Source organism: Glacieibacterium frigidum (genome assembly GCF_007097155.1).
Taxonomy (GTDB): Bacteria; Pseudomonadota; Alphaproteobacteria; order Sphingomonadales; family Sphingomonadaceae; genus Glacieibacterium; species Glacieibacterium frigidum.
Map to the genome: position 1 here is coordinate 123,735 of NZ_VJWA01000001.1, position 21,989 is coordinate 145,723.

Here is a 21,989-nt window from a genome sequence, read left to right on the forward strand (position 1 = left end):
CCTGACGGGCGCGCTCGGCGGACTGGCGCTGCCGGCGCTTTCAGGACTGCCGGGGCTGGCAGCCCCGGCGGGCGCCCAAGGCTCGGCGGCGAGCTCGTCGCTCGACCCTTACGGCGGCATGGCGTGGGGGCAGGGGTACGAGGGGCAGCGCCGCGCCGACCTCGGCGACGGGACCTTCCTCAACCCCGTGTTCGCGGGCGATCACCCCGACCCGACGATCCTGCGCGACGGCGAGGATTACTACCTCAGCTTCTCGAGCTTCGACGCCTATCCGGGCATCGTCATCTGGCACAGCCGCGACCTGGTGAACTGGCGGCCCGTCACCGCAGCGCTCAAGGTGCCGATCGGGTCGGTTTGGGCCCCCGAGCTGGTCAAGCACAATGGCCGCTTCTTCGCCTACATCCCGGCGCGGACGCCTGAGTATAAGTCGATCTGGGTGATCCACGCCGAGCGGATCGAGGGGCCGTGGTCGGACCCGATCGACCTGAAGCTACCGCTCCACATTGATCCCGGCCATGCGGTGGGCGCGGACGGGCGGCGCTGGCTGTTCCTGTCGGGCGGCGATCGCGTACCGCTCAGCGCCGACGGCCTGTCGACTAGCGGACCCGTCGAGCATGTCTACGACCCGTGGCGCTACCCCGAGGACTGGGTCGTCGAGACCTTCGCACCCGAGGGGCCGAAGATCGTGCGGCGCGGCGACTGGTACTACATGACGCTCGCGGTCGGCGGCACCGCGGGGCCACCGACCGGGCACATGGTCATCGTCGCGCGGTCGCGGGGCATCGACGGGCCTTGGGTCAATCACCCGGGCAATCCGGTGACGCGGACCCTGTCGGCGCGCGAGAAATGGTGGTCGCGCGGGCATGCGACCCTGTTCGAAGGGCCGGGGGGCCAGTGGTGGGCGATCCTCCACGGCTATGAGAACGGCTATTGGACGCTGGGACGGCAGGCGCTGCTCGCGCCGGTGACGTGGGTGAACGACTGGCCGGTGATCGGCGGCGGCGACCTGTCGAAGCCGGTGGCGATGCCGCGCAGATTGTCCGGACAAGTTCACGGCCAACCGCTCAGCGACGATTTCCGAACCGACCGGCTGGGGACGCTCTGGTCGTTCTACGACCCCGGCAAGGACGAGGCGCGGCGCATCCGGCGGGCGGACGGCGTGCTGCATCTGGCGGCCAAGGGCACGACGCCCGCGGACTCGTCGCCGCTGACGCTGCTCGCGGGCGACCAGGCCTACCGCTTCGAGGTCGATGTCGAGGTCGATCCCGGCACCGAGGCGGGGGTGCTGCTGTTCTACAACCGCCGCCTCTACGCGGGGCTGGGGGTGAACGAGCGCGGGCTGATGATGCACCGCTACGGCCTGCAGCGGCAGCGCGCCGGCGCAGTCGGCACGGCGCTGCGCCTCCGCCTGACCAACGACCGCAACATCGTGACTCTGCACACCAGCGCCGACCGGGGCCTCACGTGGCGCAAGTTCGACGTCCAGATGGAGGTGTCGGGCTATCACCACAACGTCGCCTACGACTTCCTCAGCCTGCGCCCGGCGCTCTACGCCGCTGGCAAGGGCAGCGCGCGCTTCGCCAATTTCAGCTATCGGGCGCTGCCATGACCACCCGCCGCAGCCTCCTGCTCGCCGGCCTCGCCGCCAGTGCCGCTGCGGCGCAGACCCCGCCGCCGACCGGCAAGCGCGTCGCCGGGCTGCCGCAGCCGACCGAGACGATCGACCTGTGGCCGAAGGGTGCGCCGGGGATGCCGCGCACGCCCCTCGTCGAGACGGTCAACGAGCGCAGCACCGACCCGCAGCTGACCGACCGTGCGGTGTTCGGCATCACCCGCCCCCGGATGGCGGTATTCCGGCCGGCGCGGCCCAACGGCGCGGCGCTGCTCGTCACGCCCGGCGGCGGCTATAAATGGGTGGTCGTCGACAAGGAGGGGTACGAGATCGCGCGGCTGTTGTGCGCGCGCGGCTTCACCGTCTTCGTGCTGTTCTACCGCCTGCCCGGCGAGGGCTGGGCTGCGGGACCCGACGTCGCGCTGTCCGATGCGCAGCGTGCGATCCGCGTCATCCGCCACCGCGCGCGCGATTTCGGCATCGATCCCGAACGCGTCGGCGTGATGGGTTTCTCGGCAGGCGGCCATGTCTGCACCGACCTGATCGCGCGCTTCGCGACACCGACCTATGCGCCGGTCGATGCCGCCGACGCATTGTCGCCGCGCCCGATGATCGGCGCGCCGATCTATCCCGTGGTCTCGATGACCGCGCCGCACGCGCATCCGAGCTCACGCACCCTGCTGATCGGCGCAGACGCCGACGCCGCCCGCGAGGCCGCGCATTCGCCCGACCGCAACGTCACGGCGCAAGCGCCGCCGTGCTTCATCGTCCATGCAGAGGACGACGATGTCGTGCCGGTCGAGAATGCCTTGCTGTTCCGCGCGGCGCTGAAGGCGCGGGGCGTCGCCGTCGAGACGCATTTGTTCGCGCATGGCGGCCACGGCTTCGGCCTGCGCAAGGCGATCGGCAAACCCGTCGCCGCCTGGCCCGAGCTCTTCCTGAGCTGGGCAGCGACGACGGGCTTCGCCTGAGATTTACGCGACGGTCGCGCGGACGATCTTGCCCGGCGCGCGCGGCGGCTCGCCCTTGGGCAGCTTGTCGACGTTGTCCATTCCTTCGATGACCTCGCCCCACACGGTGTACTGGCCGTCGAGGAAGCTCGAATCGCCGAAGCAGATGAAGAACTGGCTGTTGGCGCTGTTCGGCGCCGAGGTGCGCGCCATCGAGCAGGTGCCGCGCTTGTGCGGCTCGCGGCTGAATTCTGCCTTCAGGTCGGGCTTCTTGCTGCCGCCGCTGCCGGTGCCGCTGGGGTCGCCGCCCTGCGCCATAAAGCCGGGAATGACGCGGTGGAAGACGACGCCGTCGTAAAAGCCTTCCGACGCCAGCTCGGCGATGCGCGCGACATGGCCGGGGGCGAGGTCGGGGCGCAGCTTGATCGTCACGTCGCCCGTGTCGAGCGTCAGCGTCAGCGTGGTGGGGGTATCGGTCACTGGTATCTCCTAATGTTGCGCGGGTCATATGGGGCGGGCCGCCCCTTGCCAACACCCGTCTGACCCGGCGATAACCGCGGCCACGCAAACAAATTGGGAGACTGGCCATGGCCAAGGGCGCCTCGAAACCCGGCAAGGAAGCGCGCAAGCCCAAGAAGGAGAAGGTCAAGACGATCGCTGCCAACCCGTCGACCAAGGGCACGATCAAGCCCAGCTGATGTACGCGCACAGCATCGTCGCGGAGGGCCTGGCCTTTCCCGAAGGGCCGGTGTGGTGCGCCGACGGCTCGGTGATTGTCGTCGAGATCAGGGCCGGGCGCATCACGCGCGTCCATCCTGACGGCTGCACGTCGGTGATCGCGACCCCCGGCGGCGGGCCGAACGGCGCCGCGATCGGCCCCGACGGCGCGCTGTACGTCTGCAACAACGGCGGCTTCGGGTGGACCGACATGGGCGACCTCGCGCTGCCCGGCGGTGCTGCGGCCGACTATACGACAGGGCGGATCGAGCGGGTCGACTTGGCAACGGGCAAGGTCGAGCGGCTGTACGATAGTTGCGACGGCGTGCCTTTGTCGGGGCCCAACGATATCGTCTTCGATGCGAGCGGGCGCTTCTGGTTCACCGACCTCGGCAAGCATTTCGACGGGCACACGACCCACGGCGGGCTGTTCTACGCCACCCCTGACGGCAGCCGCATCACCTGCGCGGTGCGCGGCCCCAACCTCAACGGCGTCGGCCTGTCGCCCGACGGGCGCACGGTCTACGCCGCGCATACGCAGGAGCGGCTGCTGCTGGCGTTCGACGTGATTGCACCCGGCGAGGTCGCGCCGTCGCCGCTGCCCGCGCTGCCCGGGCGGGTGGTGACCAGCTGGCCGGGGCGCGTGCTGCTCGACAGCCTGGCGATCGAGGCGGACGGGCGTGTCGCGCAGGCGACGCTTGTCGAGCATCCCGGCATCTGCTCGGTCGATCCTGCGACAGGCGCGCACGAGTTCTTCGATTTTCCCGACCTGCTGACGACCAACATCTGCTTCGGCGGCGAGGACATGATGGACGCCTGGGTAACCCTGTCGACCACCGGCAAGCTCGCGCGCTGCCGCTGGCCGCGCCCGGGCTTGAGGCTGGCACATTACGCTTAGGGGAGACGGGCGGATGATCGGACGGTTCGTGGCGGCACTGGCGGTGGCCGGCATCATGGCATCGGGTGCGGGCGCGGCGGACACGCCCGAGACGATCTACAAGGCGGCGGGCAAGACCGCGTCAGCGCCTGCCGCGACGATCAGCTATGGCGCGCTGCCGCTGCAGGCGGGCGACCTGCGCCTGCCCGCAGGCAAGGGGCCGTTCCCGGTCGCGGTCGTCATCCATGGCGGCTGCTGGCAGGCGAGTTACGACACCCGCGCCGGCATCGCGGGCTTCGCCGATGCGCTGACCAAGCGCGGCATCGCGACGTGGAATATCGAGTATCGCCGCGTCGGCGATGCGGGCGGCGGCTGGCCGGGCACCTTTCAAGATGTCGCCGCCGCAGTCGACAAATTGCCCGACATCGCGAAACGCTATCCGATCGACCTGAAGCGCGTCGTCATCGTCGGCCATTCGGCGGGCGCGCATCTCGCGCTGTGGGCGGCGTCGCGGTCGAAGCTGGAGGGGCCGTGGCGCGGCACCGCGGTGCGCCCCGTCAGCGTGGTGGCGATCGACGGGCCGGGCACCCTCGCGCCGTTTATCGGCATCGACGTGCAGGCGTGCGGCAAGCCGGTCATCGTGCCGCTGATGGGTGGGACGCCCGCCGAGAAGCCTGCCGAATACAAGCTGGCATCACCCGCCGAGCATCTGCCGCTGGGCGTCAAGCAACTGATCGTTGCCGCCGATTTCACGCCGTTCATCCAGCCTTATGCGGCTGCCGCGCGGCAGGCGGGCGACACGGTCGAGGTGCTGCAGCCTGCGAATCCCACCCATTTCGATATTGTGACCCCGACGCTGCCCAACGGCATCGCGGTACTCGACTTCATCGCCGCCAAGGCGTTCGCCGAGCCGGTCGCGCCGAAGCCCTAGCGGCGTTCGGCGAAGAACTGGCGCAGCAGCGCCGCCGCCTCGCTTTCGCCGATGCCGCCATAGACCTGCGGGGCGTGGTGGCACGTCGGGTGAGTGTAGATGCGCGGCCCATGGTCGACGCCGCCGCCCTTAGCGTCGGGCGCGCCGTAGTAGAGCCGGGCGATGCGTGCGAAGCCGATCGCGGCGGCGCACATCGGGCAGGGTTCGAGGGTGACGTACAGGTCGTGGCCGATCAGCCGCTCGTTGCCGAGTGCAGCGCAGGCGGCGCGGATCGCCAGCATCTCGGCGTGCGCGGTCGGGTCGTTCAGCTCGCGGGTGCGGTTGCCGGCTGCAGCGACGATGCCCTCGGCGCCGACCACCGCGGCACCGACCGGCACTTCGCCCCGCAACGCGGCAGCGCGCGCCTCTTGCAAGGCGCGCGCCATTCCGACCGAGTGAGGAAAGGGCGGCGGCATCGCCGCCGCCCTAGCCTCAGTTTGCCTTGGCGACCACCCAGATCGCGTGGACGATACCCGGGATATAGCCGAGCAGCGTCAGCACGACGTTGATCCAGAAATCGGTGCCAATGCCCTTCGCCAGAAATACGCCCAGCGGGGGCAGCAGGATCGAGACAATGATCTGCAGCAGAGGCATTACTTACTTGGCTTCGGCGTCGCCGGCGGGCTTCACGTCGACCGTCGGCACTTCGATCGTGGTCTCCTTGGTGCCGACATCGACGTCAGCAACATTGGCATCGACCGACGGGGCTTCGCCGCCGCTGGTCGTGACATTGACGTCGGGGATCTTGCCCGCATCCGCATCGAGGTCGACCAGCCCGAACGCGAACGCCGCGACGACGAGGGCGACAACGATCAGCAGCGCGACGAGCCAGCCCATCGACGACTTCTTCTCGACGACGACCGGACGGCCGGTCGAATCGCGAGTGGTATCATATTCGGCCATGTTATTTTCTCCCTGAAACGAAAACGTTCGGGAGGCTCAACACGCCGCGACGACAAAGGTTGCCGCGCCGAAAGGACCGGGTTCGATCTTAAGCTGCATAGTGTCCGTAGGGACACGCATCGGTACCGGAACGGGGCGGGCAGGGCCCACCCCGTTACTGGCGTCAGGCGGCGTTCTTGGCCCGCGATGCGCGCTTGCGCTCGTTGGGGTCGAGGTGGATCTTGCGCAGCCGGATGTAGTTCGGCGTCACCTCGACGAGCTCGTCGTCATCGATGTAGGCGATCGCCTGCTCGAGCGTCAGGCGCTTGGGCGGGCTCAGCTGGATCGCGTCGTCTTTGCCGCTGGCGCGGAAGTTGGTCAGCGCCTTCGACTTCAGCGGGTTGACCTCCAGGTCCTCGTCGCGCGCGTTCTCGCCGATCACCATGCCCTGGTAGACCGCCTCGCCGGGCTCGATCATCAGCGTGCCGCGCGGCTGCAGATAGCCGAGCGCATAGCCGACCGCCTCGCCGGTCTCGGTGGAGATCAGCACGCCGTTGCCGCGACCCGACACCGGACCCTTGTATGGACCGTACTTCTCGAACAGCCGGTTCATGATGCCGGTGCCGCGCGTGTCGGACAGGAACTCGCCGTGATAGCCGATCAGGCCGCGCGCCGGGGCCGAGAAGGTCAGGCGCGTCTTGCCGCCACCGCTCGGGCGCATGTCGGTCATCTCGGCCTTGCGGCCCGCCATCTTCTCGACGACCGTGCCCGAATACTGCTCGTCGACGTCGATGACGACGATCTCGTACGGCTCGGTGCGCTTGCCGTTCTCGTCGGTGCCGAAGATCACGCGCGGGCGGCTGATCGACAGCTCGAAGCCTTCGCGGCGCATCGTCTCGATCAGCACGCCGAGCTGCAACTCACCGCGGCCGGCGACTTCGAAGGCGTCCTTTGACGCGCTCTCGGTGACCTTGACCGCGACATTGCCCTCGGCCTCGCGGTTCAGGCGGTCGATGATCATGCGGCTGGTGACCTTGCTGCCGTCACGGCCCGCGTAGGGGCTGTCGTTGACGGCGAAGGTCATGCTGAGCGTCGGCGGATCGATCGGCTGGGCGTGCAGCGGCTCGGTGACGCTGATGTCGGCGATGGTGTCGGCGACGGTCGCCTTGCTCATGCCGGCCAGCGCGATGATGTCGCCGGCGCGCGCGATGTCGACGGGAACGCGCTCGAGACCCTGGAACGCGAAGATCTTCGACGCGCGGCCTTCCTCGGCGACGGTGCCGTCGGGGTTCAGCGCGCGGATCGGCATGTTGAGCTTGAGCGTCCCCGACAGGATGCGCCCGGTCAGGATGCGGCCGACGAACGAATCGCGGTCGAGCAGCGAGACGAGCATCTTGAACTCGCCCTCGGCATCGGCGGCGGGTGCCGGCACGTGGCTGACGATCGTCTCGAACAGCGGCGTCAGGTCGCCCGAGCGCACCTCGGCATCGCGGCCGGCGTAACCGTTGCGACCGCTCGCGAAGATGACCGGGAAGTCGAGCTGCTCGTCGCTGGCCTCGAGAGTGACGAACAGGTCGAAGACCTCGTCGAGCACTTCCTGCGCACGCGCGTCCTGGCGGTCGATCTTGTTGACCACAACAATCGGGCGGAGGCCCAGCGCCAGCGCCTTGCCGGTGACGAACTTGGTTTGCGGCATCGGGCCTTCGGCGGCGTCGACGAGGAGGACCACGCCGTCGACCATCGACAGGATGCGCTCGACCTCGCCACCGAAGTCGGCGTGGCCGGGGGTGTCGACGATATTGATGTGGGTGGTTTCGTCGGTCGCCTTGTCGGTCCATTCGATCGACGTGCACTTGGCGAGGATGGTGATGCCGCGCTCTTTCTCGAGGTCGTTCGAATCCATCGCGCGCTCGGCGACGCGCTGATTGTCGCGGAAGGTGCCGGACTGGCGGAACAGCTGGTCGACGAGCGTCGTCTTGCCGTGATCGACGTGCGCGATGATCGCGATGTTGCGCAAGCGCATGCGTGAAGGCCTTCGGAAGGTGCGGAAATGAGCGCGGGCCATAGCGCAGATGGTGCGACGCAACAAGGTCGTGCGCACAGCACTGCCAAACGATCTGGGCCGCGCGCCCAACGCGCGCCCAAGTGGTTCGTGGGTACGATGGCGTGCGGTTGACTTGCGTTAAGCTTGAAGCGACGGTGCGCCTGCCTCTGCATCGGCAGCGCACGCCGCCTGGGTCAGCGATGCGAGGGGCCGAGGAACGATTGGTGGAAGCAGACGACAGCGACAGCCGGGGGGCTGACGGCAAGGCCTTCGCCGCACCGGCGTTCGGCGGCGCGCGAGAGCGGATCGGCGCGCGGCTGGGTGCCGCCCGCACCGCCGCCGGGGTCGAGCTTGCCGACATCGCCAAGGACACGCGCGTGCCGCTGCGCCACCTGCGCGCCATCGAGGCCGACGCCCACGACGACCTGCCCGCGCTCCCCTACTCGATCGGTTTCGTGAAGGCCTATGCGCGCGCCGTCGGTATCGACGCCGACGAGGCCGCGACGCAGTTCCGCGGCGAGACATCGAAGACCGCGCATGTGCCCGCCACCGTCGCGCTCGAACCGCTCGACGAGCGCCGCCTGCCGTCGCGCGGACTGGTGACGCTGAGCGTCGCGCTTCTGATCCTCGTGATCGGCGGGCTGACCGCGTACGGCGCGGGCTGGTTCGAAGCCTCGCCCGCAGTCGAGACCGCCCAGGCCCCTGTCGAGCCTGCGGTCGTCGAGCCCGCCGTGACCGATCCCGCTTCGCCGGCGACCCCGGCCGCCGCGGGCATCGACGGCACCCCGGTCGCGGTTGCCGAAGCGCCGGTCGCAGCACCCGCGACGCCGGGTGCCGTCAGCGTCGTCGCGAAGGACGATGCCTGGGTGCGCATCACCGCGATCAGCCCGGAGACGGGCAAGCTGATCAGCGTCCGCACCGGACTGCTGGCCAAGGGCGAGCGCTTCGACCTGCCGGCCATCCCCGGCCAGCGGCTGTGGACCGGACGCGCCGGGGCGCTGGCGATCAGTGTCGGCGGCCGCGCCGTGCCGCCGCTCGGCGGGCCGGTCGAGACGGTCAAGAACGTCAGCCTCGACCCCACCGATCTCGCCGCGCGCATCGCGCCCGCCGCGGCCCCCGCCGCCTCAACTCCGCAGGTCCAATGATCCGTTTCGCCGTTGCGTTCTCGCTGCTGCTCGCCGCCCCCGCAGTCGCGCAGGATGCCGATCCGGGCCTCGGCCGCCGCGTCGGCAAGCTCGAATCGGAGATGAAGGCGGTCCAGCGCAAGGTCTTCCCCGGCGGCGACGCACGCTTCTTCGAGCCCGAGGTGGCACCCGCCGCGCCCGCGCCCGCCGAAACCGTCGGGACGCCTGCCAGCGCGCCGCTGACCGACCTGACCGCGCGCGTCGGCGAGCTGGAGGCGCAGCTGCGCACCCTGACCGGGCAGGTCGAGGCCGACCAGAACCGCATCCGCCTGCTCGAGGAAGGCCTCGCCAAGTTCCGCGGCGACGCCGAGTTCCGCTTGAACGCGATCGAGGCGGGCACCCGGCCGCCTGCCCCGGCCACTGCCGCGCCGGTGGAGGAGCCCGCCGCCGGTCCGCTCAAGCCCGCGACGCCGGCCGCACCGCTGACGGTCGAGGGCCAGTGGCGCGCGGCGTACGCGCTCGTCGTCGCCAAAGACGAAGGCGCCGCCGACGCGCTGACCGAGTTCGTCGCTGCCAACCCCAAGGCGGCGCGGGCGTCGGACGCGCTCTACTGGCTCGGCAAGACGCGTTCGACGCAGAAGCAGTACGCCGCCGCGGCGCGCGCCTTCCTCGACGGCTACACGACCTATCCGCGCGGCACCCGGGCGCCCGACAGCCTGCTCGGCCTTGCCCAAGCGCTGATCGACCTCAAGAAGCCCGACCAGGCGTGCCGCTCGCTGACCCAGCTAGACGAAGGCTATGGCGCGAAGCTGTCCCCGGCGCTGAAGGCGCAGGCGGCGAAGGCGCGGGTGACCGCGAAGTGCGCGGCCTGAGGTGAGCGTGCCCGAGCCCGCCGCCGCGCTGCCGGCCTCGGACCGGGCGTTTCTCGGCCATCCCAAGGGGCTCGGCTATCTCGCGTTTGCCGAGGCGTGGGAGCGGTTCTCCTACTACGGCATGCAGTCGCTGCTGGTGCTGTACATGGCGAAGCAGCTGCTGCTGCCGGGCCATGTCGAGAATATCGCCTTCTTCAAGGAGTTCAGCAGCCTGTTCGGCGGGCTGCAGGGCGCGGCACTCGCCTCGGCGATCTTCGGCAGCTACGCGGCACTGGTCTATTTCACCCCGACGCTGGGCGGCATCATCGCCGACCGCTGGACGGGCAAGCGTCGCGCCGTGCTGGCGGGCGGTATCCTGATGGCGATCGGCCATTTCCTGATGGCGTTCGAGGTCAGCTTCCTGTTCGCGCTGCTTGCGCTGATCATCGGCTGCGGCCTGTTCAAGGGTAATCTCGCGAGCCAGATCGGCAGCCTGTACAAGGACGGCGACCTGCGCCGTGCCGACGCCTTCCAGATCTATTATCTGGCGATCAACGCCGGGGTGATCATCTCGCCGCTGGTGACGGGGACGCTGGGCGAGAAGGTCGGTTGGCACTGGGGCTTCGGCGCGGCGGGCGTCGGGATGCTGATCGGGCTGGCGATCTACATCGCCGGGCAGAAATATCTGCCGCCCGAGCATTTCGAGGCGCGGGCCAAGGATGCGCCGCTGCGCGCGCCGATGACGCGCGACGACTGGCTGATGCTCGGTGTGCTGCTGGCGATCATCCCGGTGCTGGCGGTGGCGCTGCTTCCCAACCAGGAGATTTTCAACGCCTATCTGCTGTGGGCCGACCGCGATTTTGCGCTGGAGCTCATGGGCGACAAGCTGCCGACGACGTGGCTGATCACCTATGACGCGGTGGTGTCGGTCAGCTGCCTGGCGGGGGTGGCGCTGTTCTACCGCTGGTACGGCAAGCGCTGGTCCGAGCCCGACGAGTTCAGCAAGATGATCATCGGCACGGCGTTCGCTGTCGGCGGCATGCTGTGCCTGTACCTCGCCGCGGTGACGACGCCCCCGGGCGGCAAGATCGGGCTGGCGTGGCCGGCGCTGTTCCACCTCGTCAACTCGATCGGCTTCGCGCACGTCCTGCCGGTGTCGCTGGCGCTGTTCGCGCGGCTGGCGCCCAAGCCGATCGAGGCGACGGTGATCGGCCTGTTCCAGATGTCGTTCTTCATTGCCAATGCCGCGGTCGGGTATATCGGCGGACTGTTCCAGACGATGCCGGTGACGCAGTTCTGGCTGCTCCATGCGGGGCTGGCGGCGGGCGCGGGGCTGGTCTTCGTGATGTTCAAGATCGCGCTATCGGCGCGGCTCAGGGCGCCGTCGCCGGTCCCGGCCTGACCGCCGCCGCCTTCGCCGCGGTGTGCGACGGGCTTGCCGGCGGCCGCCTGTCCGGACAACTTGCCGTCGCGATATCGGGCGGGCCCGACAGCCTCGCGCTGCTGATCCTCGCGCATGCGGCGTACGGGGAGCGGGTCGTGGCGCTGACCGTCGATCACGGCCTGCGCGCCGAAAGCGCCGGTGAGGCGGCGATGGTCGCTTCGGTCTGCGCGGCACGCGGTATTTTCCACACGACGCTCGTCTGGCGCGGCGATAAGCCTGCAGCGAACGTGCAGGCGGCGGCACGCGACGCGCGCTATGCACTGATGCGCGATCACTGCGTCGCTCACGGCATCGCGTGGCTCGCGACGGGGCACCATGCCGACGACCAGGCCGAGACGCTACTGATGCGATTGGCGCGCGGCAGCGGGACGGGGGGCCTGAGCGGAATCCGTGCGCGCCGCGATCTGGGCGAGGGGGTGACCCTGCTGCGGCCGCTCCTCGAAATGCGCCGGGCGGACCTGCGCGCGATTGTGGATGCGGCAGGCCTGGCCCCCGTCGACGACCCCGCCAACCGCTCCCCCGCCTACGACCGCACCGCCGCGCGGGCGCTGCTGGCGGGCACCCCATGGCTCGACGCCGCACGACTCGCCGACGCCGCTGCGCATCTGGGCGAGGCGGAAGCCGCGCTCGCCTGGACCGCCGACCTCGCCTGGGACAGCCGCGCCGAGATCGGCGAGACGGTCGTACTCGAAGTTGTCGGCCTGCCCGCCGAACTGCGCCGCCGTTTTGTCACCCGGGCGCTTGCGCACTTCGGCGCCGCCCTGCGTGGTCCCGAGACCGACCGACTCATTGCGCGGCTGGCGGGCGGAGAAACCGCGACTTTGGGTGGGGTTCAGGCGCGCGGCGGCGACAGATGGACGTTTCGCCGCGCCCGATCACGCATCTGAGTCGATGATTCATGTCAACCGGCGATTGCGCCCGGCCGTAACACGCCTATCTTGATTTGACAGTTAGAGCGAAAGTCAGCCCGCATGAGTGACCCCAAGCGCCCGCCCAACCCGTGGATCAAGAGTCTCGGCCTGTGGGCGGCGATCCTCCTGGCGCTGGTCGTCGTAGTCAACGTCATCCAGGGCCCGTCGACGAGTGCCACCGGCACCGTCCTCGCCTACTCGGACTTCCTGACCAAGGTCGACGAGGGCAGCGTCAAGGGCATCGAGTTCCGCGGCGGCGAGATCCAGGGCAAGACCCAGGCCGACGAGGCGTTCCGCACAACCATCCCGCCGCTCGGCGACCCGACGCTGATCCAGAAGCTGCGTGAGAAGGGCGTGCGCTTCGACGCCAAGCCCGAGGAGCAGCGCGGCTTCCTCGCGCAGCTGCTGCTGTCGATGCTGCCCTTCGTGCTGATGATCGGCATCTGGATCTTCGTGATGCGCCAGATGCAGAACGGCGGCGGCCGCGGCGGTGCGATGGGCTTCGGCAAGAGCCGCGCCAAGCTGCTCGTCCCGAAGGAAGGCCGCGTGACGTTCGATGACGTCGCAGGCATCGACGAGGCACGCGAGGAGCTGCAGGAGATCGTCGAGTTCCTGCGTGACCCGCAGAAGTTCAACCGCCTCGGCGGCAAGATCCCGAAGGGCGCGCTGCTCGTCGGTCCCCCGGGTACCGGCAAGACGCTGCTGGCGCGCGCCATCGCCGGCGAGGCCAACGTGCCGTTCTTCAACATCTCGGGTTCGGACTTCGTCGAGATGTTCGTCGGCGTCGGCGCGAGCCGCGTGCGCGACATGTTCGAGCAGGCGAAGAAGTCCTCGCCCTGCATCATCTTCATCGACGAGATCGACGCCGTCGGCCGCAGCCGTGGCGCTGGCCTCGGCGGTGGCAACGACGAGCGCGAGCAGACGCTGAACCAGCTGCTCGTCGAGATGGACGGCTTCGATGCCAACGAGGGCATCATCATCGTCGCGGCGACCAACCGCCCCGACGTGCTCGATCCCGCGCTGCTGCGTCCGGGCCGATTCGACCGCCAGGTCACCGTCGGCCGTCCCGACATCGAGGGCCGCGAGAAGATCCTCGTCGTCCATATGCGCAAGGTCCCGATGGCTCCCGACGTCAACCCGCGCGTCATCGCCCGCGGCACGCCGGGCTTCTCGGGCGCCGATCTCGCGAACCTCGTCAACGAGGCCGCGCTGCTGGCGGCCCGCCGCGGCAAGCGCCTCGTCGCGATGGCCGAGTTCGAGGACGCGAAGGACCGCGTCATGATGGGCACCGAGCGCAAGTCGATGGTGATGACCGACGACGAGAAGAAGATGACCGCGTACCACGAGGCCGGCCATGCCGTCGTCTCGCTGCACGAGGCCGCTTCGGACCCGATCCACAAGGCGACGATCATCCCGCGCGGCCGTGCGCTGGGGCTCGTCATGCGCCTGCCCGAGCGTGACCAGTACAGCTATCATCGCGACAAGATGTTCGCGAACCTGTCGGTCTCGATGGGCGGCCGCGTCGCGGAGGAAGTCATCTTCGGCCACGACAAGGTGTCGAGCGGCGCATCGAGCGACATCAGCTACGCCACCGACCTCGCCAAGAACATGGTCACCCAGTGGGGCATGTCCGACAAGCTGGGGCCGCTCAAGTACGGCGAGAACCAGGAAGAGGTCTTCCTCGGCCACAGCGTGACTAAGACGCAGAACGTCAGCGAGGAAACCGCGCGCGTGATCGACGCCGAGGTCAAGGCGATCGTCATGGCTGGCTACGACCGCGCCAAGCAGGTGCTGACCGATAACATCGACCAGCTCCACCGCGTCGCGGCGGCGTTGCTCGAGCTCGAGACCCTGTCGGGCGACGAGATCAAGCGCGTCCTGGCAGGCGAGCAGATCGTCCGCTCGTCGGGCCTGACCTCGCTCCCCTCGCCGGGCTCCACCGGCGTCTCGGCGATCCCCAAGACCGGGCGCCGCGGCGGCTTCGAGGCGCCTGCGCCGATCTGATCGTAGGATACTCGTGCGCGAATGGGCCGTCCGGCAACGGGCGGCCCTTTTGCGTTGCTAGCGGCGCGTCAGGACCGCGCCGACCGCCGCGATGCGTTCGACATTGGCCTCGGCATAGGCCGGCCGGTCGAGTTCCTCACCGAACACGTCGGGGTCGAGTTCGCGGTAGCGCAGCGTGCAACCCGCGTCCGCCGCAGCGCCGCGCAGGGCGGCCTTGAAGCCGTCGATGCCGGCGACGATGGCGCTGCCGGTGTAGAGCAGCAGGCGGCCGCCGGGGCTGAGGCGGGCGGCGATCTCGACCGCCATGTCGAGCGACACCTGGCCGCCGAGCATGCCGCCGCCGTCGCGATAGGCGCGCTCGCCCTCGTCGATGATGTAGGGCGGGTTGGCGAGCGCCAGGTCGACCTCGCCGGCGAAATCGGCAAGACCCTCCCCGAGCAGCGCATCGACATGCAGTCCGGCGTGGGCGGCGTTGATCCGCGCACACGCCAGAGCGTCGGGGTTGATGTCGGTCATCGCGAAACGCGCCGGGCTCGCCGGGCCCGACGCGACGATGACCCCGACGCCGCTGCCCGTGCCGATGTCGACGACGTTGCGGCAGATCGAATCGCGCGCCAGTTCCTCGACGATGAAGTCGGCGAAGCGGTACGAGTCGGGGCCGAGGAACACCGCATTCGGGTCGTCGGTCGGGAAGGGCGAGTGGACGAACAGCCGGCCGCGCAGCCGCGTCACGCGGATCCGGCTGCGCCAGCCGCCCTCGACCGTCTCGACCACTTTCGCGCGTTCGAGAGTCGTGCGCAGCGCGGGGTCCAGTGCGTCGGGCGGGACGATGCGGCTCCAGCCGAGGAGGTCGCGCAACGTCGTGCCATGTCCCGAGCGCGCGACGACGCGCGCGTGCGTCGCGGGGGTCGTCGTGACGAAGTCGTAGCCGCCGGAATCGAGCGCGGCGAGCAGATCGAGCAGCGCAGCATCGTCGCAGGGGTCGAACATCGCTCCCCAAGCGGTGGCGGACGGCATTGGTTCCGGGCGCGGGTCGCTGCTAGGCTGCACGCACACTCTGGGGAGAGACCGATGGCGACGACGACGAGCGGCTGGGACGAGCGCGATGCGGCGGCGATGCTGGCGCTGCTGCACCGGCAACGCGCGGCGTTCACCGCCGAACTGCCCGTCGCCGCGAGCGTCCGCCTCGACCGCCTGAAGCGCGCCGCCGACGTGGTGATCGCGGGCAAGGACCGCTTCGCCGCCGCACTGTCGGACGATTTTGGCCACCGCTCGACGGCGATGACGATGGTTACCGACATCATGGCGTCGGTCGGGCCGATCCGCCATGCCGCCAAGCACCTGAGCGCCTGGATGAAGCCCGAGAAGCGCGGCGTGCAGTTTCCGCTCGGCCTGCTGGGGGCGCGCGCCCGCGTCGAGTATCAGCCGAAGGGGGTGGTCGGCATCATCTCGCCGTGGAATTTCCCGGTCAATCTGACCTTCGCGCCGCTCGCCGGGGTGCTCGCGGCGGGTAATCGCGCGATGATCAAGCCGTCGGAGCATACGCCGGCGACGAGTGCGCTGCTGAAAGAGCTGATCTCCGCGGCGTTCGACGAGACCGAGGTCGCGGTCGTCACCGGCGGGCCCGAGCTCGGCAAGGCGTTCAGCGAACTGCCCTTCGACCATCTGGTGTTCACCGGTGGTACCGCGATCGGGCGGCATGTCATGGCGGCGGCGGCGAAGAACCTCGTGCCGCTGACGCTCGAGCTCGGCGGCAAGTCGCCGGTGATCGTATCGCGATCGGCCGATACGGCGCGCACCGCCGAGCGCATCGCACTGGGCAAGATGATGAACGCCGGGCAGATCTGCCTCGCCCCCGACTATCTGCTGGTGCCGCGCGAGGACGAGGGGAAGATCGTCGACGGGCTGCAGAAGGCGGTGGCGGGCATGTATCCGACGCTGCTCGCGAACGACGACTATACATCGGTGCTCGGCGCGCGGCACCGCGAGCGGCTGGAGGCGCATGTCGCCGATGCAACGGCGAAGGGCGCCAAGGTCACCGTCGTCAATCCGGCGGGCGAGGATTTCGCCAAGCAGAACACCAACAAGATGCCGCTCCACATCCTGCAGAACGTCACCGACGAGATGACGGTGATGCAGGAGGAGATCTTCGGACCCCTGCTGCCCGTCATGCCCTACGACAAGCCCGACGATGCGGTGGCGTACGTCAACGCGCACGACCGGCCGCTCGGGCTATACTGGTTCGGCGAGGACAAGGCGGAGGAGCGGCGCGTTCTCGACCGCACCATCTCGGGCGGGGTCACGGTCAACGACGTGGTGTTCCATGTCTCGATGGAGGACCTGCCGTTCGGCGGCATCGGCCCGTCGGGCATGGGCAGCTACCACGGCGTCGACGGCTTCCGCGCCTTCAGCCACGCCAAGGCGGTGTACAGCCAGCCCAAGCTCGACGTCGCGAGTCTGGCGGGGTTCAAGCCGCCATACGGGGCAAAGACGCTGAAGGCGGTGGCGCGGCAGTTGAAGGGCTAGGCTAAACCCCGATTCGGCCTTATGTATGACGTCGATTTTCAGGAGACGCCGTCATACCACCGCCCCCACGCCGCCCCATGAATGCGCCTGCGCCGATGAACGGCCCGCGCTATGACGAGTTCATCACCGTGCCCAAGGTGCGCGTGATCGATCAGGACGGCGAGAATCTCGGCGTGCTGTACACCAAGGAAGCGATCGCCACCGCGCACGAGGTCGGGCTGAACCTCGTCGAGGTGTCGCCCGGCGCCGATCCGCCGGTGTGCAAGATCCTCGATGTCGGCAAGTTCAAGTACGAGGCGCAGAAGAAGGCCGCTGCCGCCCGCAAGAACCAGAAGACGCAGGAGATCAAAGAGATCAAGATGCGTCCGAACATCGACGATCATGACTACGAGACCAAGATGAAGGCGGTCGCGCGCTTCATCGACGAAGGCGACAAGGTCAAGCTGACCCTGCGCTTCCGTGGCCGCGAGCTTTCGCATTCGGAGATGGGCCTTCGCCTGCTCGAGCGCGTCCGCGATGACGCGATCGATTATGCCAAGGTCGAGCAGCTGCCGAAGATGGAAGGTCGGCAGATGTTGATGGTTATAGCCCCGAGATAGCGGCCGGGCCGAAGGCGAAATTTGCTCTTCGGCGAATTTCGACTTCGGCGCGGACTCGCGCCGGGGCCGGCCGGCGGAGCGGCGGCCCGTTGCCGCCGCCCGTCCGACGGCGCGGCTTTGCCGCGACGCCCCACCCTTTCCCCTCGACTGACACGCACCGCCCTGTAAGAGCGTGGCTGCCCCCGCCCGAGGTTCCCCCTATGCGTAACCGCCTGTTCGCCGCCGCCGCCCTGACCGCCCTCGCGGCGCCTCTCGCAGCACAGGAGGCACCCGCCCCGGCCCCCGCATCCCCGACCGACGCCGCCGCGCCGGCGACTCCCGCGCCGCCGGCCCCCGCCGAGCCCGCCCCCGACGCGGTCGTCCTGACCCCGGCCGAGAAACTCTCGACCCTCACCACCACCGCCCGCCAGCGCGCCGAGCCGCTTGCGACCGCACCGCTGTCGGTCAGCCAGATCGCGCCGGACGACTTCCGCTTGCGCGGCACCGGCACCGCGCTGCCGGTTCTGAACACGCTGCCCAACACGGTCGCGATCCGCGCCCCCGGCCCGGGCGGGTCGACCGGCATCTACGTCCGCGGCCTTGGCAGCAGCGAGACGCTGGGTGGCATCGAGCCGGCGGTCACGACCTTCGTCGACGGCATCGCACTGCCGCACGCCGCGAACGACTTCGGCCTGTTCGACATCTCGCGCATCGACGTGGTGCGCGGCTCGCAGGGCGTGCTGTTCGGGCGCAACACCAGCGCGGGCGCGATCGACGTGACGCTGGCGCGGCCCGGCGATGCGATCGCCGGCTATGCCGAGGGCGGCTACGGCCAGTACGGGCGCGCGCTGGTGCGCGGCAGCATCGACATCCCCGCCACTGCCGGGATCGGCGTCAAGCTGTCGGGCTATTACGACGATGCGCAGGGCGTCGCGTACAACACCACGACGGGTGAGCGCACCAACGACGCCGACCGTGCCGGCCTGCGCGGTGCGGTGCGCTTCAAGCTCGGCGAGTCGCTGACCTGGAACCTCGCCGCCGCGTACATGCGCGACAGTGGCGAGAACGGCCCCAGCACCGACGGGCGCTTCGCCGCGACCGGCCTGCGCCGCGATACCGACACCGTCGCGACGGCTAGCCCGTTCGTCGGCCTCGTCGGCGGCACCAAGGCGACGCGGGGCCTGGGCGTCCGCACGAGCACGCAGCTCTACACCTCGCACATCGACCTCGACCTCGGCAGCGCGACGCTGAGCTCGATCACCGGCTTCGTCGACACGACGCAGCGCTTCACCCTCGATTTCGGCAACGGCCCGGCGCGGACCGGCGCCAATGTCGTGTTGAGCGACGAGCGCCGCGACCGGTTCAGCCAGGAGGTTCGCCTCGCCGGCACGCTCGCCGAGGGGCGTTTCGACTATGTCGCGGGCGCGGCCTACCTCGACGACAGCGGGACGACCGACCTCGCCGAGGTGACGACACCGGGCGGGGTGCGCGCCGACCGTTTGCTGCGCGACGAGACGCAGGCGATCGCGGGCTATGCGCAGCTGGGTTTCGCGCTGACACCGGCGCTGCGGCTGAGCGGCGGGGTTCGCTATACCGACGAGGACCGCGACTTTGCCGTCGTCGACAGCCGCGCCGCCTGCCAGGCCCTGCCGCGCCCGGCGACCTGCCTCGGCAATACTCTCAGCACCAGCAACGGCGTTTGGACGCCGCATGCCGGGATCAGCTTCACGCCAAGCGACGCGGTGATGCTCTATGCCAGCGCGACACGCGGCTATCGCTCGAACGGCTGGAATGCGCGCGCGACGACGAGCGCCACGCTGCTGAGCTATGCGCCCGAGCGGGCCTGGACGTACGAGGCGGGGGCGCGGACGCGCTTCCTGGGCGACCGGGTCAGCGTCAACGTCACGGGCTTCTGGCTCGACGTCCGCGACGCGCAGGCGGTCGACGCTTTCGCGCAGGTCCAGGACGCAGGCAAGCTGCGCAGCCGCGGGGGCGAGATCGAGGTCGCAGCGGTGCCGGTGAAGGGCCTCAGCCTGACCGGCAGCGCGGGCTATCAGGACACCAAGTATCGCACCTCGCCGCTGCAGGCGGTGTATGCGCCCAAGCTGACGGCGAGCGCGGGGATCTCCTACGAGTACGCGCTGCCGCCGCGGTCGGGGGCGCTGATCGTGCCGTCGCTGATCGCGCGCTACCGGTCGAAGTTCGATACCGTCAGTTTCGGGGCGCCGGAAACCGGCTCATCGGTGCTGGTCGACGGCGGGCTGGCGGTGAAGACCGACGACGGCAACTGGACGCTGGGGATCGAGTGCATCAACTGCCTCGACGAGGACGTCGTCGAGAGCCGTATCGGGGGCGTGCAGATTCTTAACAGCCCGCGTGCCTGGCTGATCCGCGCGCGCCGGGTGTTTTGAGCCCGACTGGTTGCCGAAAAGCTGCAGTCCGGCCCGTTTCACCACGGTAAAATGGTTGCGCGGCCTTCGGCTTGCGCTAAGACTTTGTGGTCCGGAACGCCCGGGTGTCGTCATCAGCGACAAGCGCCCGCACAGAGTCCGACAAACGAGGGGAGTTCAATGGCATCACCACCCAAGAACGCAGGCGCCGTCAAGGCTGCGCCGAAGAAGGCCAAGGCCGCGAAGGATCCGGCGGCACCGAAGCCCGCCCGCAACATGGACGCGCTGCAGAAGCCGCTGACGCCGTCGCCCGAGCTGGCGGAAATCGTCGGCAAGGACATGCTGCCGCGTGGTCAGGTCGTCTCGAAGGTGTGGGACTATATCCGCACGCACAACCTCCAGAATCCCGCCGACAAGCGCGAGATCCTGGCTGACGCCAAGCTGAAGAAGGTGTTCGGGCGCGACAAGTGCACGATGTTCGAGATGAACAAGTATCTGGCGCAGCATCTGAAATGAGCGCGGCCTGCGTCCAGTGGGAAATTCGCTCTTCGCGAATTTCCTGCTGGGCGCGGACTCGCGCCATTTCCGGCCGGCGGAGCGGCGGGTTCACCGCCGCCCGTCCGACGGGCGCGGCTTTGCCGCGCCTCTTTTTTTGTCTTCTGAACAGGGAAGAGCCGCGGCAAAGCCGCGGCTAGCGTCGGACGGGTTCGGCTGCGCCGCCCCGCCGGCCGGTTCGGCGCGAGTCCGCGCCTAAGTCAAAATTCGCTGCGCAAATTTTCCCTTAGCCTCGGCCGCGCCTTCACGCGCGCCGCGCCCTATCCCCCCCGACACCTCGTTGATGCCGGGGGGGTAGCGGGCAGGCCGGGGTCAGTCGGCCGCCACGGTGCAGGCGGCGCACCAGGGCCGTAGCGCGCCGCCTGCGATCGCGAACCGGCACCGTCCGGAAGGGGTCCGGAGGCACCGATCCGCGGGGGATCGTGAAGATCGAAGGGCGCTGGGCCGGTCCACTCGTCCTGCCTCCGTGGGGTTCGGTAGGCAGGAGGTGCCGGGCCGCTGCCCCGTCCTCGTGATGTGCTTATGCCGCGGTGCAGCGTCCGGGGTCAGGTGCAACGATCGTCGGCGTCGCGCATGCAACCGTTGCAGGATAAGTTGCACGACCGTGCAGCACGGTTGCATTTAGTCGTTGCGGGGCCGCGCCTTGCTTGTCAGAACGCCCGTCCATGGCGGCAGTGACCTTCGCGCAGCGTCTCGACCTGGTGCTCAAGGCGCTGTCGATGTCGCGTGCGCGCCTCGCTGCAGACCTGGGCATCGACAAGTCGCTCGCCGGCCGCTGGGTGTCGGGTGCGGTCCAGCCCTCGGCGTACAACCTCGAGCGCCTGACCGTGCTGGTCGCGGGGCGCTGCCCGGGTTTCACCATGCTCGACTGGGACCGCGACCTCGATGCGCTCGCCGATCAGCTCGGCGTCGCCCCCGCCGGCGCCCCCGCCGCGCCGCCCCCTGCGGTGCGCGAAGCGCTGTTGCCGCCGCTACCCTATGGCCTTGTCGAGCTTGCCAAGCGCGAGACGCGGCGGCGCGGCAGTGCGTACGAGGGCCGCTGGAAGGCGACGCGCCTGTCGAGCTCGGGCGCGCTGCGCTTCATGGTCGAACACGCGCTGATCCGCTGCGACGGCGACACGCTGGCGTTCCGGCACTTCGGCGGCGGGTGGGAGGTGCGCGGCTGGCTGCTCGTCCTGTCGGTGCAGCTGTACGGCGTGATCTGCGACGCGACCGACGATTCGCTGGGCTTCTACGTGCTGAACGGCGTCACCTCGGCGCGCGCGACGTGCATCGACGGCATCTTCTCGACCGTCTGCGCCGACCGCAACCTGACGCCCAATTCGCAGGTCGTGGTGTTCGAACGCGTCGGCGACCTGGCCGACGACGACGATGCCTGGGCGGCGGCGCACATCGCGCGCTCGGCAGTCGTGCCCGCCGAGCAGATCCCCGAGCGCGTCCGCGCCGCGGTGGCGCGCGACATCGGCCCCGCGGCGGCAGCGGCGGGGGGCGAGGCGATGATGCGCGTGCCGATCGACCGCAGCCTGTGCGCGGGCGCGCTGGGCGGGGACTAGG

General features: G+C 69.4%; 20 protein-coding genes. 14 read left to right on the forward strand and 6 right to left on the reverse strand.

Annotation, left to right across the window (positions count from 1 at the left end; translation table 11 throughout):
* Positions 1-118 precede the first annotated feature (118 nt).
* Together FMM06_RS00580 and FMM06_RS00585 are read left to right on the forward strand one after the other, a co-directional pair.
* Positions 119-1,609, forward strand: a complete 1,491-nt coding sequence (locus FMM06_RS00580) for a family 43 glycosylhydrolase (RefSeq protein ID WP_144237009.1) — start codon at positions 119-121, stop codon at positions 1,607-1,609.
* The gene (locus tag FMM06_RS00585; RefSeq protein WP_143554288.1) at positions 1,606-2,583 is read left to right on the forward strand and encodes an alpha/beta hydrolase; all 978 of its coding nucleotides are present in this window, start codon (positions 1,606-1,608) and stop codon (positions 2,581-2,583) included. Before FMM06_RS00580 ends, FMM06_RS00585 begins: the two co-directional genes overlap by 4 nt.
* A gap of 3 nt (positions 2,584-2,586) precedes the next feature.
* Here FMM06_RS00585 and FMM06_RS00590 read toward each other — a convergent pair whose 3' ends face one another.
* A complete protein-coding gene (locus FMM06_RS00590; RefSeq protein ID WP_143554289.1) occupies positions 2,587-3,042 on the reverse strand; it encodes a peptidylprolyl isomerase in 456 nt (151 codons plus the stop codon).
* A gap of 217 nt (positions 3,043-3,259) precedes the next feature.
* Between FMM06_RS00590 and FMM06_RS00595 the strand changes: the two genes are divergently transcribed.
* Both FMM06_RS00595 and FMM06_RS00600 read left to right on the forward strand, forming a co-directional pair.
* The gene (locus FMM06_RS00595) at positions 3,260-4,177 is read left to right on the forward strand and encodes an SMP-30/gluconolactonase/LRE family protein (protein WP_143554290.1); all 918 of its coding nucleotides are present in this window, start codon (positions 3,260-3,262) and stop codon (positions 4,175-4,177) included.
* A 13-nt stretch (positions 4,178-4,190) separates the two neighbouring features.
* Positions 4,191-5,087, forward strand: a complete 897-nt coding sequence (locus FMM06_RS00600) for an alpha/beta hydrolase (RefSeq protein ID WP_143554291.1) — start codon at positions 4,191-4,193, stop codon at positions 5,085-5,087.
* On the opposite strand, the gene FMM06_RS00605 is transcribed toward FMM06_RS00600, so the two are convergent.
* The 4 genes from FMM06_RS00605 to typA all read right to left on the reverse strand — a co-directional run bounded on the left by FMM06_RS00605 (position 5,084) and on the right by typA (position 8,031).
* Entirely contained in the window at positions 5,084-5,512 is a 429-nt protein-coding gene (locus FMM06_RS00605) for a nucleoside deaminase (RefSeq protein WP_143554292.1), read from the reverse strand. The genes FMM06_RS00600 and FMM06_RS00605 overlap by 4 nt on opposite strands.
* A gap of 46 nt (positions 5,513-5,558) precedes the next feature.
* The gene (locus FMM06_RS00610) at positions 5,559-5,720 is read right to left on the reverse strand and encodes a YqaE/Pmp3 family membrane protein (protein ID WP_143554293.1); all 162 of its coding nucleotides are present in this window, start codon (positions 5,718-5,720) and stop codon (positions 5,559-5,561) included.
* 3 nt (positions 5,721-5,723) lie between these two features.
* Positions 5,724-6,029: a hypothetical protein gene (locus FMM06_RS00615; protein WP_235888984.1), complete on the reverse strand. Its 306-nt coding sequence runs from the start codon at positions 6,027-6,029 to the stop codon at positions 5,724-5,726.
* Between the two features lie 163 nt (positions 6,030-6,192).
* Entirely contained in the window at positions 6,193-8,031 is a 1,839-nt protein-coding gene (gene typA / locus FMM06_RS00620) for a translational GTPase TypA (RefSeq protein ID WP_143554294.1), read from the reverse strand.
* A gap of 245 nt (positions 8,032-8,276) precedes the next feature.
* Here typA and FMM06_RS00625 point away from each other — a divergent pair, with 245 nt between their 5' ends.
* From FMM06_RS00625 to ftsH, 5 genes are all read left to right on the forward strand, one after another.
* On the forward strand, positions 8,277-9,197 hold the full coding sequence (locus FMM06_RS00625; RefSeq protein WP_185964982.1) for a helix-turn-helix domain-containing protein: 921 nt from the start codon (positions 8,277-8,279) through the stop codon (positions 9,195-9,197).
* Positions 9,194-10,048, forward strand: a complete 855-nt coding sequence (locus FMM06_RS00630; protein WP_235888986.1) for a tetratricopeptide repeat protein — start codon at positions 9,194-9,196, stop codon at positions 10,046-10,048. Before FMM06_RS00625 ends, FMM06_RS00630 begins: the two co-directional genes overlap by 4 nt.
* Position 10,049: 1 nt before the next feature.
* Positions 10,050-11,429, forward strand: a complete 1,380-nt coding sequence (locus FMM06_RS00635) for a peptide MFS transporter (RefSeq protein WP_235888988.1) — start codon at positions 10,050-10,052, stop codon at positions 11,427-11,429.
* Positions 11,430-11,449: 20 nt separating this feature from the next.
* On the forward strand, positions 11,450-12,358 hold the full coding sequence (gene tilS, locus FMM06_RS00640; protein WP_235888990.1) for a tRNA lysidine(34) synthetase TilS: 909 nt from the start codon (positions 11,450-11,452) through the stop codon (positions 12,356-12,358).
* A gap of 84 nt (positions 12,359-12,442) precedes the next feature.
* The gene (gene ftsH, locus FMM06_RS00645) at positions 12,443-14,386 is read left to right on the forward strand and encodes an ATP-dependent zinc metalloprotease FtsH (RefSeq protein ID WP_143554296.1); all 1,944 of its coding nucleotides are present in this window, start codon (positions 12,443-12,445) and stop codon (positions 14,384-14,386) included.
* A 57-nt stretch (positions 14,387-14,443) separates the two neighbouring features.
* Here ftsH and FMM06_RS00650 read toward each other — a convergent pair whose 3' ends face one another.
* Positions 14,444-15,376, reverse strand: coding sequence for a methyltransferase (locus FMM06_RS00650; protein ID WP_185964983.1), 933 nt, complete (start codon positions 15,374-15,376; stop codon positions 14,444-14,446).
* Positions 15,377-15,457: 81 nt separating this feature from the next.
* On the opposite strand from FMM06_RS00650, the gene FMM06_RS00655 reads away from it, so the two are divergent.
* The 5 genes from FMM06_RS00655 to FMM06_RS00675 all read left to right on the forward strand — a co-directional run bounded on the left by FMM06_RS00655 (position 15,458) and on the right by FMM06_RS00675 (position 21,988).
* Positions 15,458-16,912 (forward strand): coniferyl aldehyde dehydrogenase, encoded by a 1,455-nt coding sequence (locus FMM06_RS00655; protein ID WP_235888992.1) that lies wholly within the window; start codon positions 15,458-15,460, stop codon positions 16,910-16,912.
* A 77-nt stretch (positions 16,913-16,989) separates the two neighbouring features.
* Positions 16,990-17,511 (forward strand): translation initiation factor IF-3, encoded by a 522-nt coding sequence (infC, locus tag FMM06_RS00660; protein WP_143554298.1) that lies wholly within the window; start codon positions 16,990-16,992, stop codon positions 17,509-17,511.
* Between the two features lie 200 nt (positions 17,512-17,711).
* Positions 17,712-19,901 carry a TonB-dependent receptor gene (locus FMM06_RS00665; RefSeq protein WP_143554299.1) on the forward strand — a complete coding sequence of 730 codons (2,190 nt, stop codon included), beginning with the start codon at positions 17,712-17,714 and terminating at the stop codon, positions 19,899-19,901.
* A 159-nt stretch (positions 19,902-20,060) separates the two neighbouring features.
* The gene (locus FMM06_RS00670; protein ID WP_143554300.1) at positions 20,061-20,396 is read left to right on the forward strand and encodes an SWIB/MDM2 domain-containing protein; all 336 of its coding nucleotides are present in this window, start codon (positions 20,061-20,063) and stop codon (positions 20,394-20,396) included.
* Positions 20,397-21,100: 704 nt separating this feature from the next.
* Positions 21,101-21,988, forward strand: coding sequence for a helix-turn-helix domain-containing protein (locus FMM06_RS00675; protein ID WP_143554301.1), 888 nt, complete (start codon positions 21,101-21,103; stop codon positions 21,986-21,988).
* The last annotated feature ends 1 nt before the right edge of the window (position 21,989 follow it).

What these genes read in the sequence shown, in the direction of transcription:
- FMM06_RS00600 (WP_143554291.1), top strand. Translation starts at nt 4,191, where the DNA reads ATGATCGGACGGTTCGTGGCGGCACTGGCGGTGGCCGGCATCATGGCA.
- ftsH (WP_143554296.1), top strand. Translation starts at nt 12,443, where the DNA reads ATGAGTGACCCCAAGCGCCCGCCCAACCCGTGGATCAAGAGTCTCGGC.
- FMM06_RS00585 (WP_143554288.1), top strand. Translation starts at nt 1,606, where the DNA reads ATGACCACCCGCCGCAGCCTCCTGCTCGCCGGCCTCGCCGCCAGTGCC.
- FMM06_RS00670 (WP_143554300.1), top strand. Translation starts at nt 20,061, where the DNA reads ATGGCATCACCACCCAAGAACGCAGGCGCCGTCAAGGCTGCGCCGAAG.
- FMM06_RS00615 (WP_235888984.1), bottom strand. Translation starts at nt 6,029, where the DNA reads ATGGCCGAATATGATACCACTCGCGATTCGACCGGCCGTCCGGTCGTC.
- FMM06_RS00675 (WP_143554301.1), top strand. Translation starts at nt 21,101, where the DNA reads ATGGCGGCAGTGACCTTCGCGCAGCGTCTCGACCTGGTGCTCAAGGCG.
- FMM06_RS00595 (WP_143554290.1), top strand. Translation starts at nt 3,260, where the DNA reads ATGTACGCGCACAGCATCGTCGCGGAGGGCCTGGCCTTTCCCGAAGGG.
- infC (WP_143554298.1), top strand. Translation starts at nt 16,990, where the DNA reads ATGAATGCGCCTGCGCCGATGAACGGCCCGCGCTATGACGAGTTCATC.
- FMM06_RS00580 (WP_144237009.1), top strand. Translation starts at nt 119, where the DNA reads ATGGCGTGGGGGCAGGGGTACGAGGGGCAGCGCCGCGCCGACCTCGGC.
- FMM06_RS00655 (WP_235888992.1), top strand. Translation starts at nt 15,458, where the DNA reads ATGGCGACGACGACGAGCGGCTGGGACGAGCGCGATGCGGCGGCGATG.
- FMM06_RS00630 (WP_235888986.1), top strand. Translation starts at nt 9,194, where the DNA reads ATGATCCGTTTCGCCGTTGCGTTCTCGCTGCTGCTCGCCGCCCCCGCA.
- FMM06_RS00665 (WP_143554299.1), top strand. Translation starts at nt 17,712, where the DNA reads ATGCGTAACCGCCTGTTCGCCGCCGCCGCCCTGACCGCCCTCGCGGCG.
- FMM06_RS00605 (WP_143554292.1), bottom strand. Translation starts at nt 5,512, where the DNA reads ATGGCGCGCGCCTTGCAAGAGGCGCGCGCTGCCGCGTTGCGGGGCGAA.
- FMM06_RS00650 (WP_185964983.1), bottom strand. Translation starts at nt 15,376, where the DNA reads ATGTTCGACCCCTGCGACGATGCTGCGCTGCTCGATCTGCTCGCCGCG.
- typA (WP_143554294.1), bottom strand. Translation starts at nt 8,031, where the DNA reads ATGCGCTTGCGCAACATCGCGATCATCGCGCACGTCGATCACGGCAAG.
- FMM06_RS00610 (WP_143554293.1), bottom strand. Translation starts at nt 5,720, where the DNA reads ATGCCTCTGCTGCAGATCATTGTCTCGATCCTGCTGCCCCCGCTGGGC.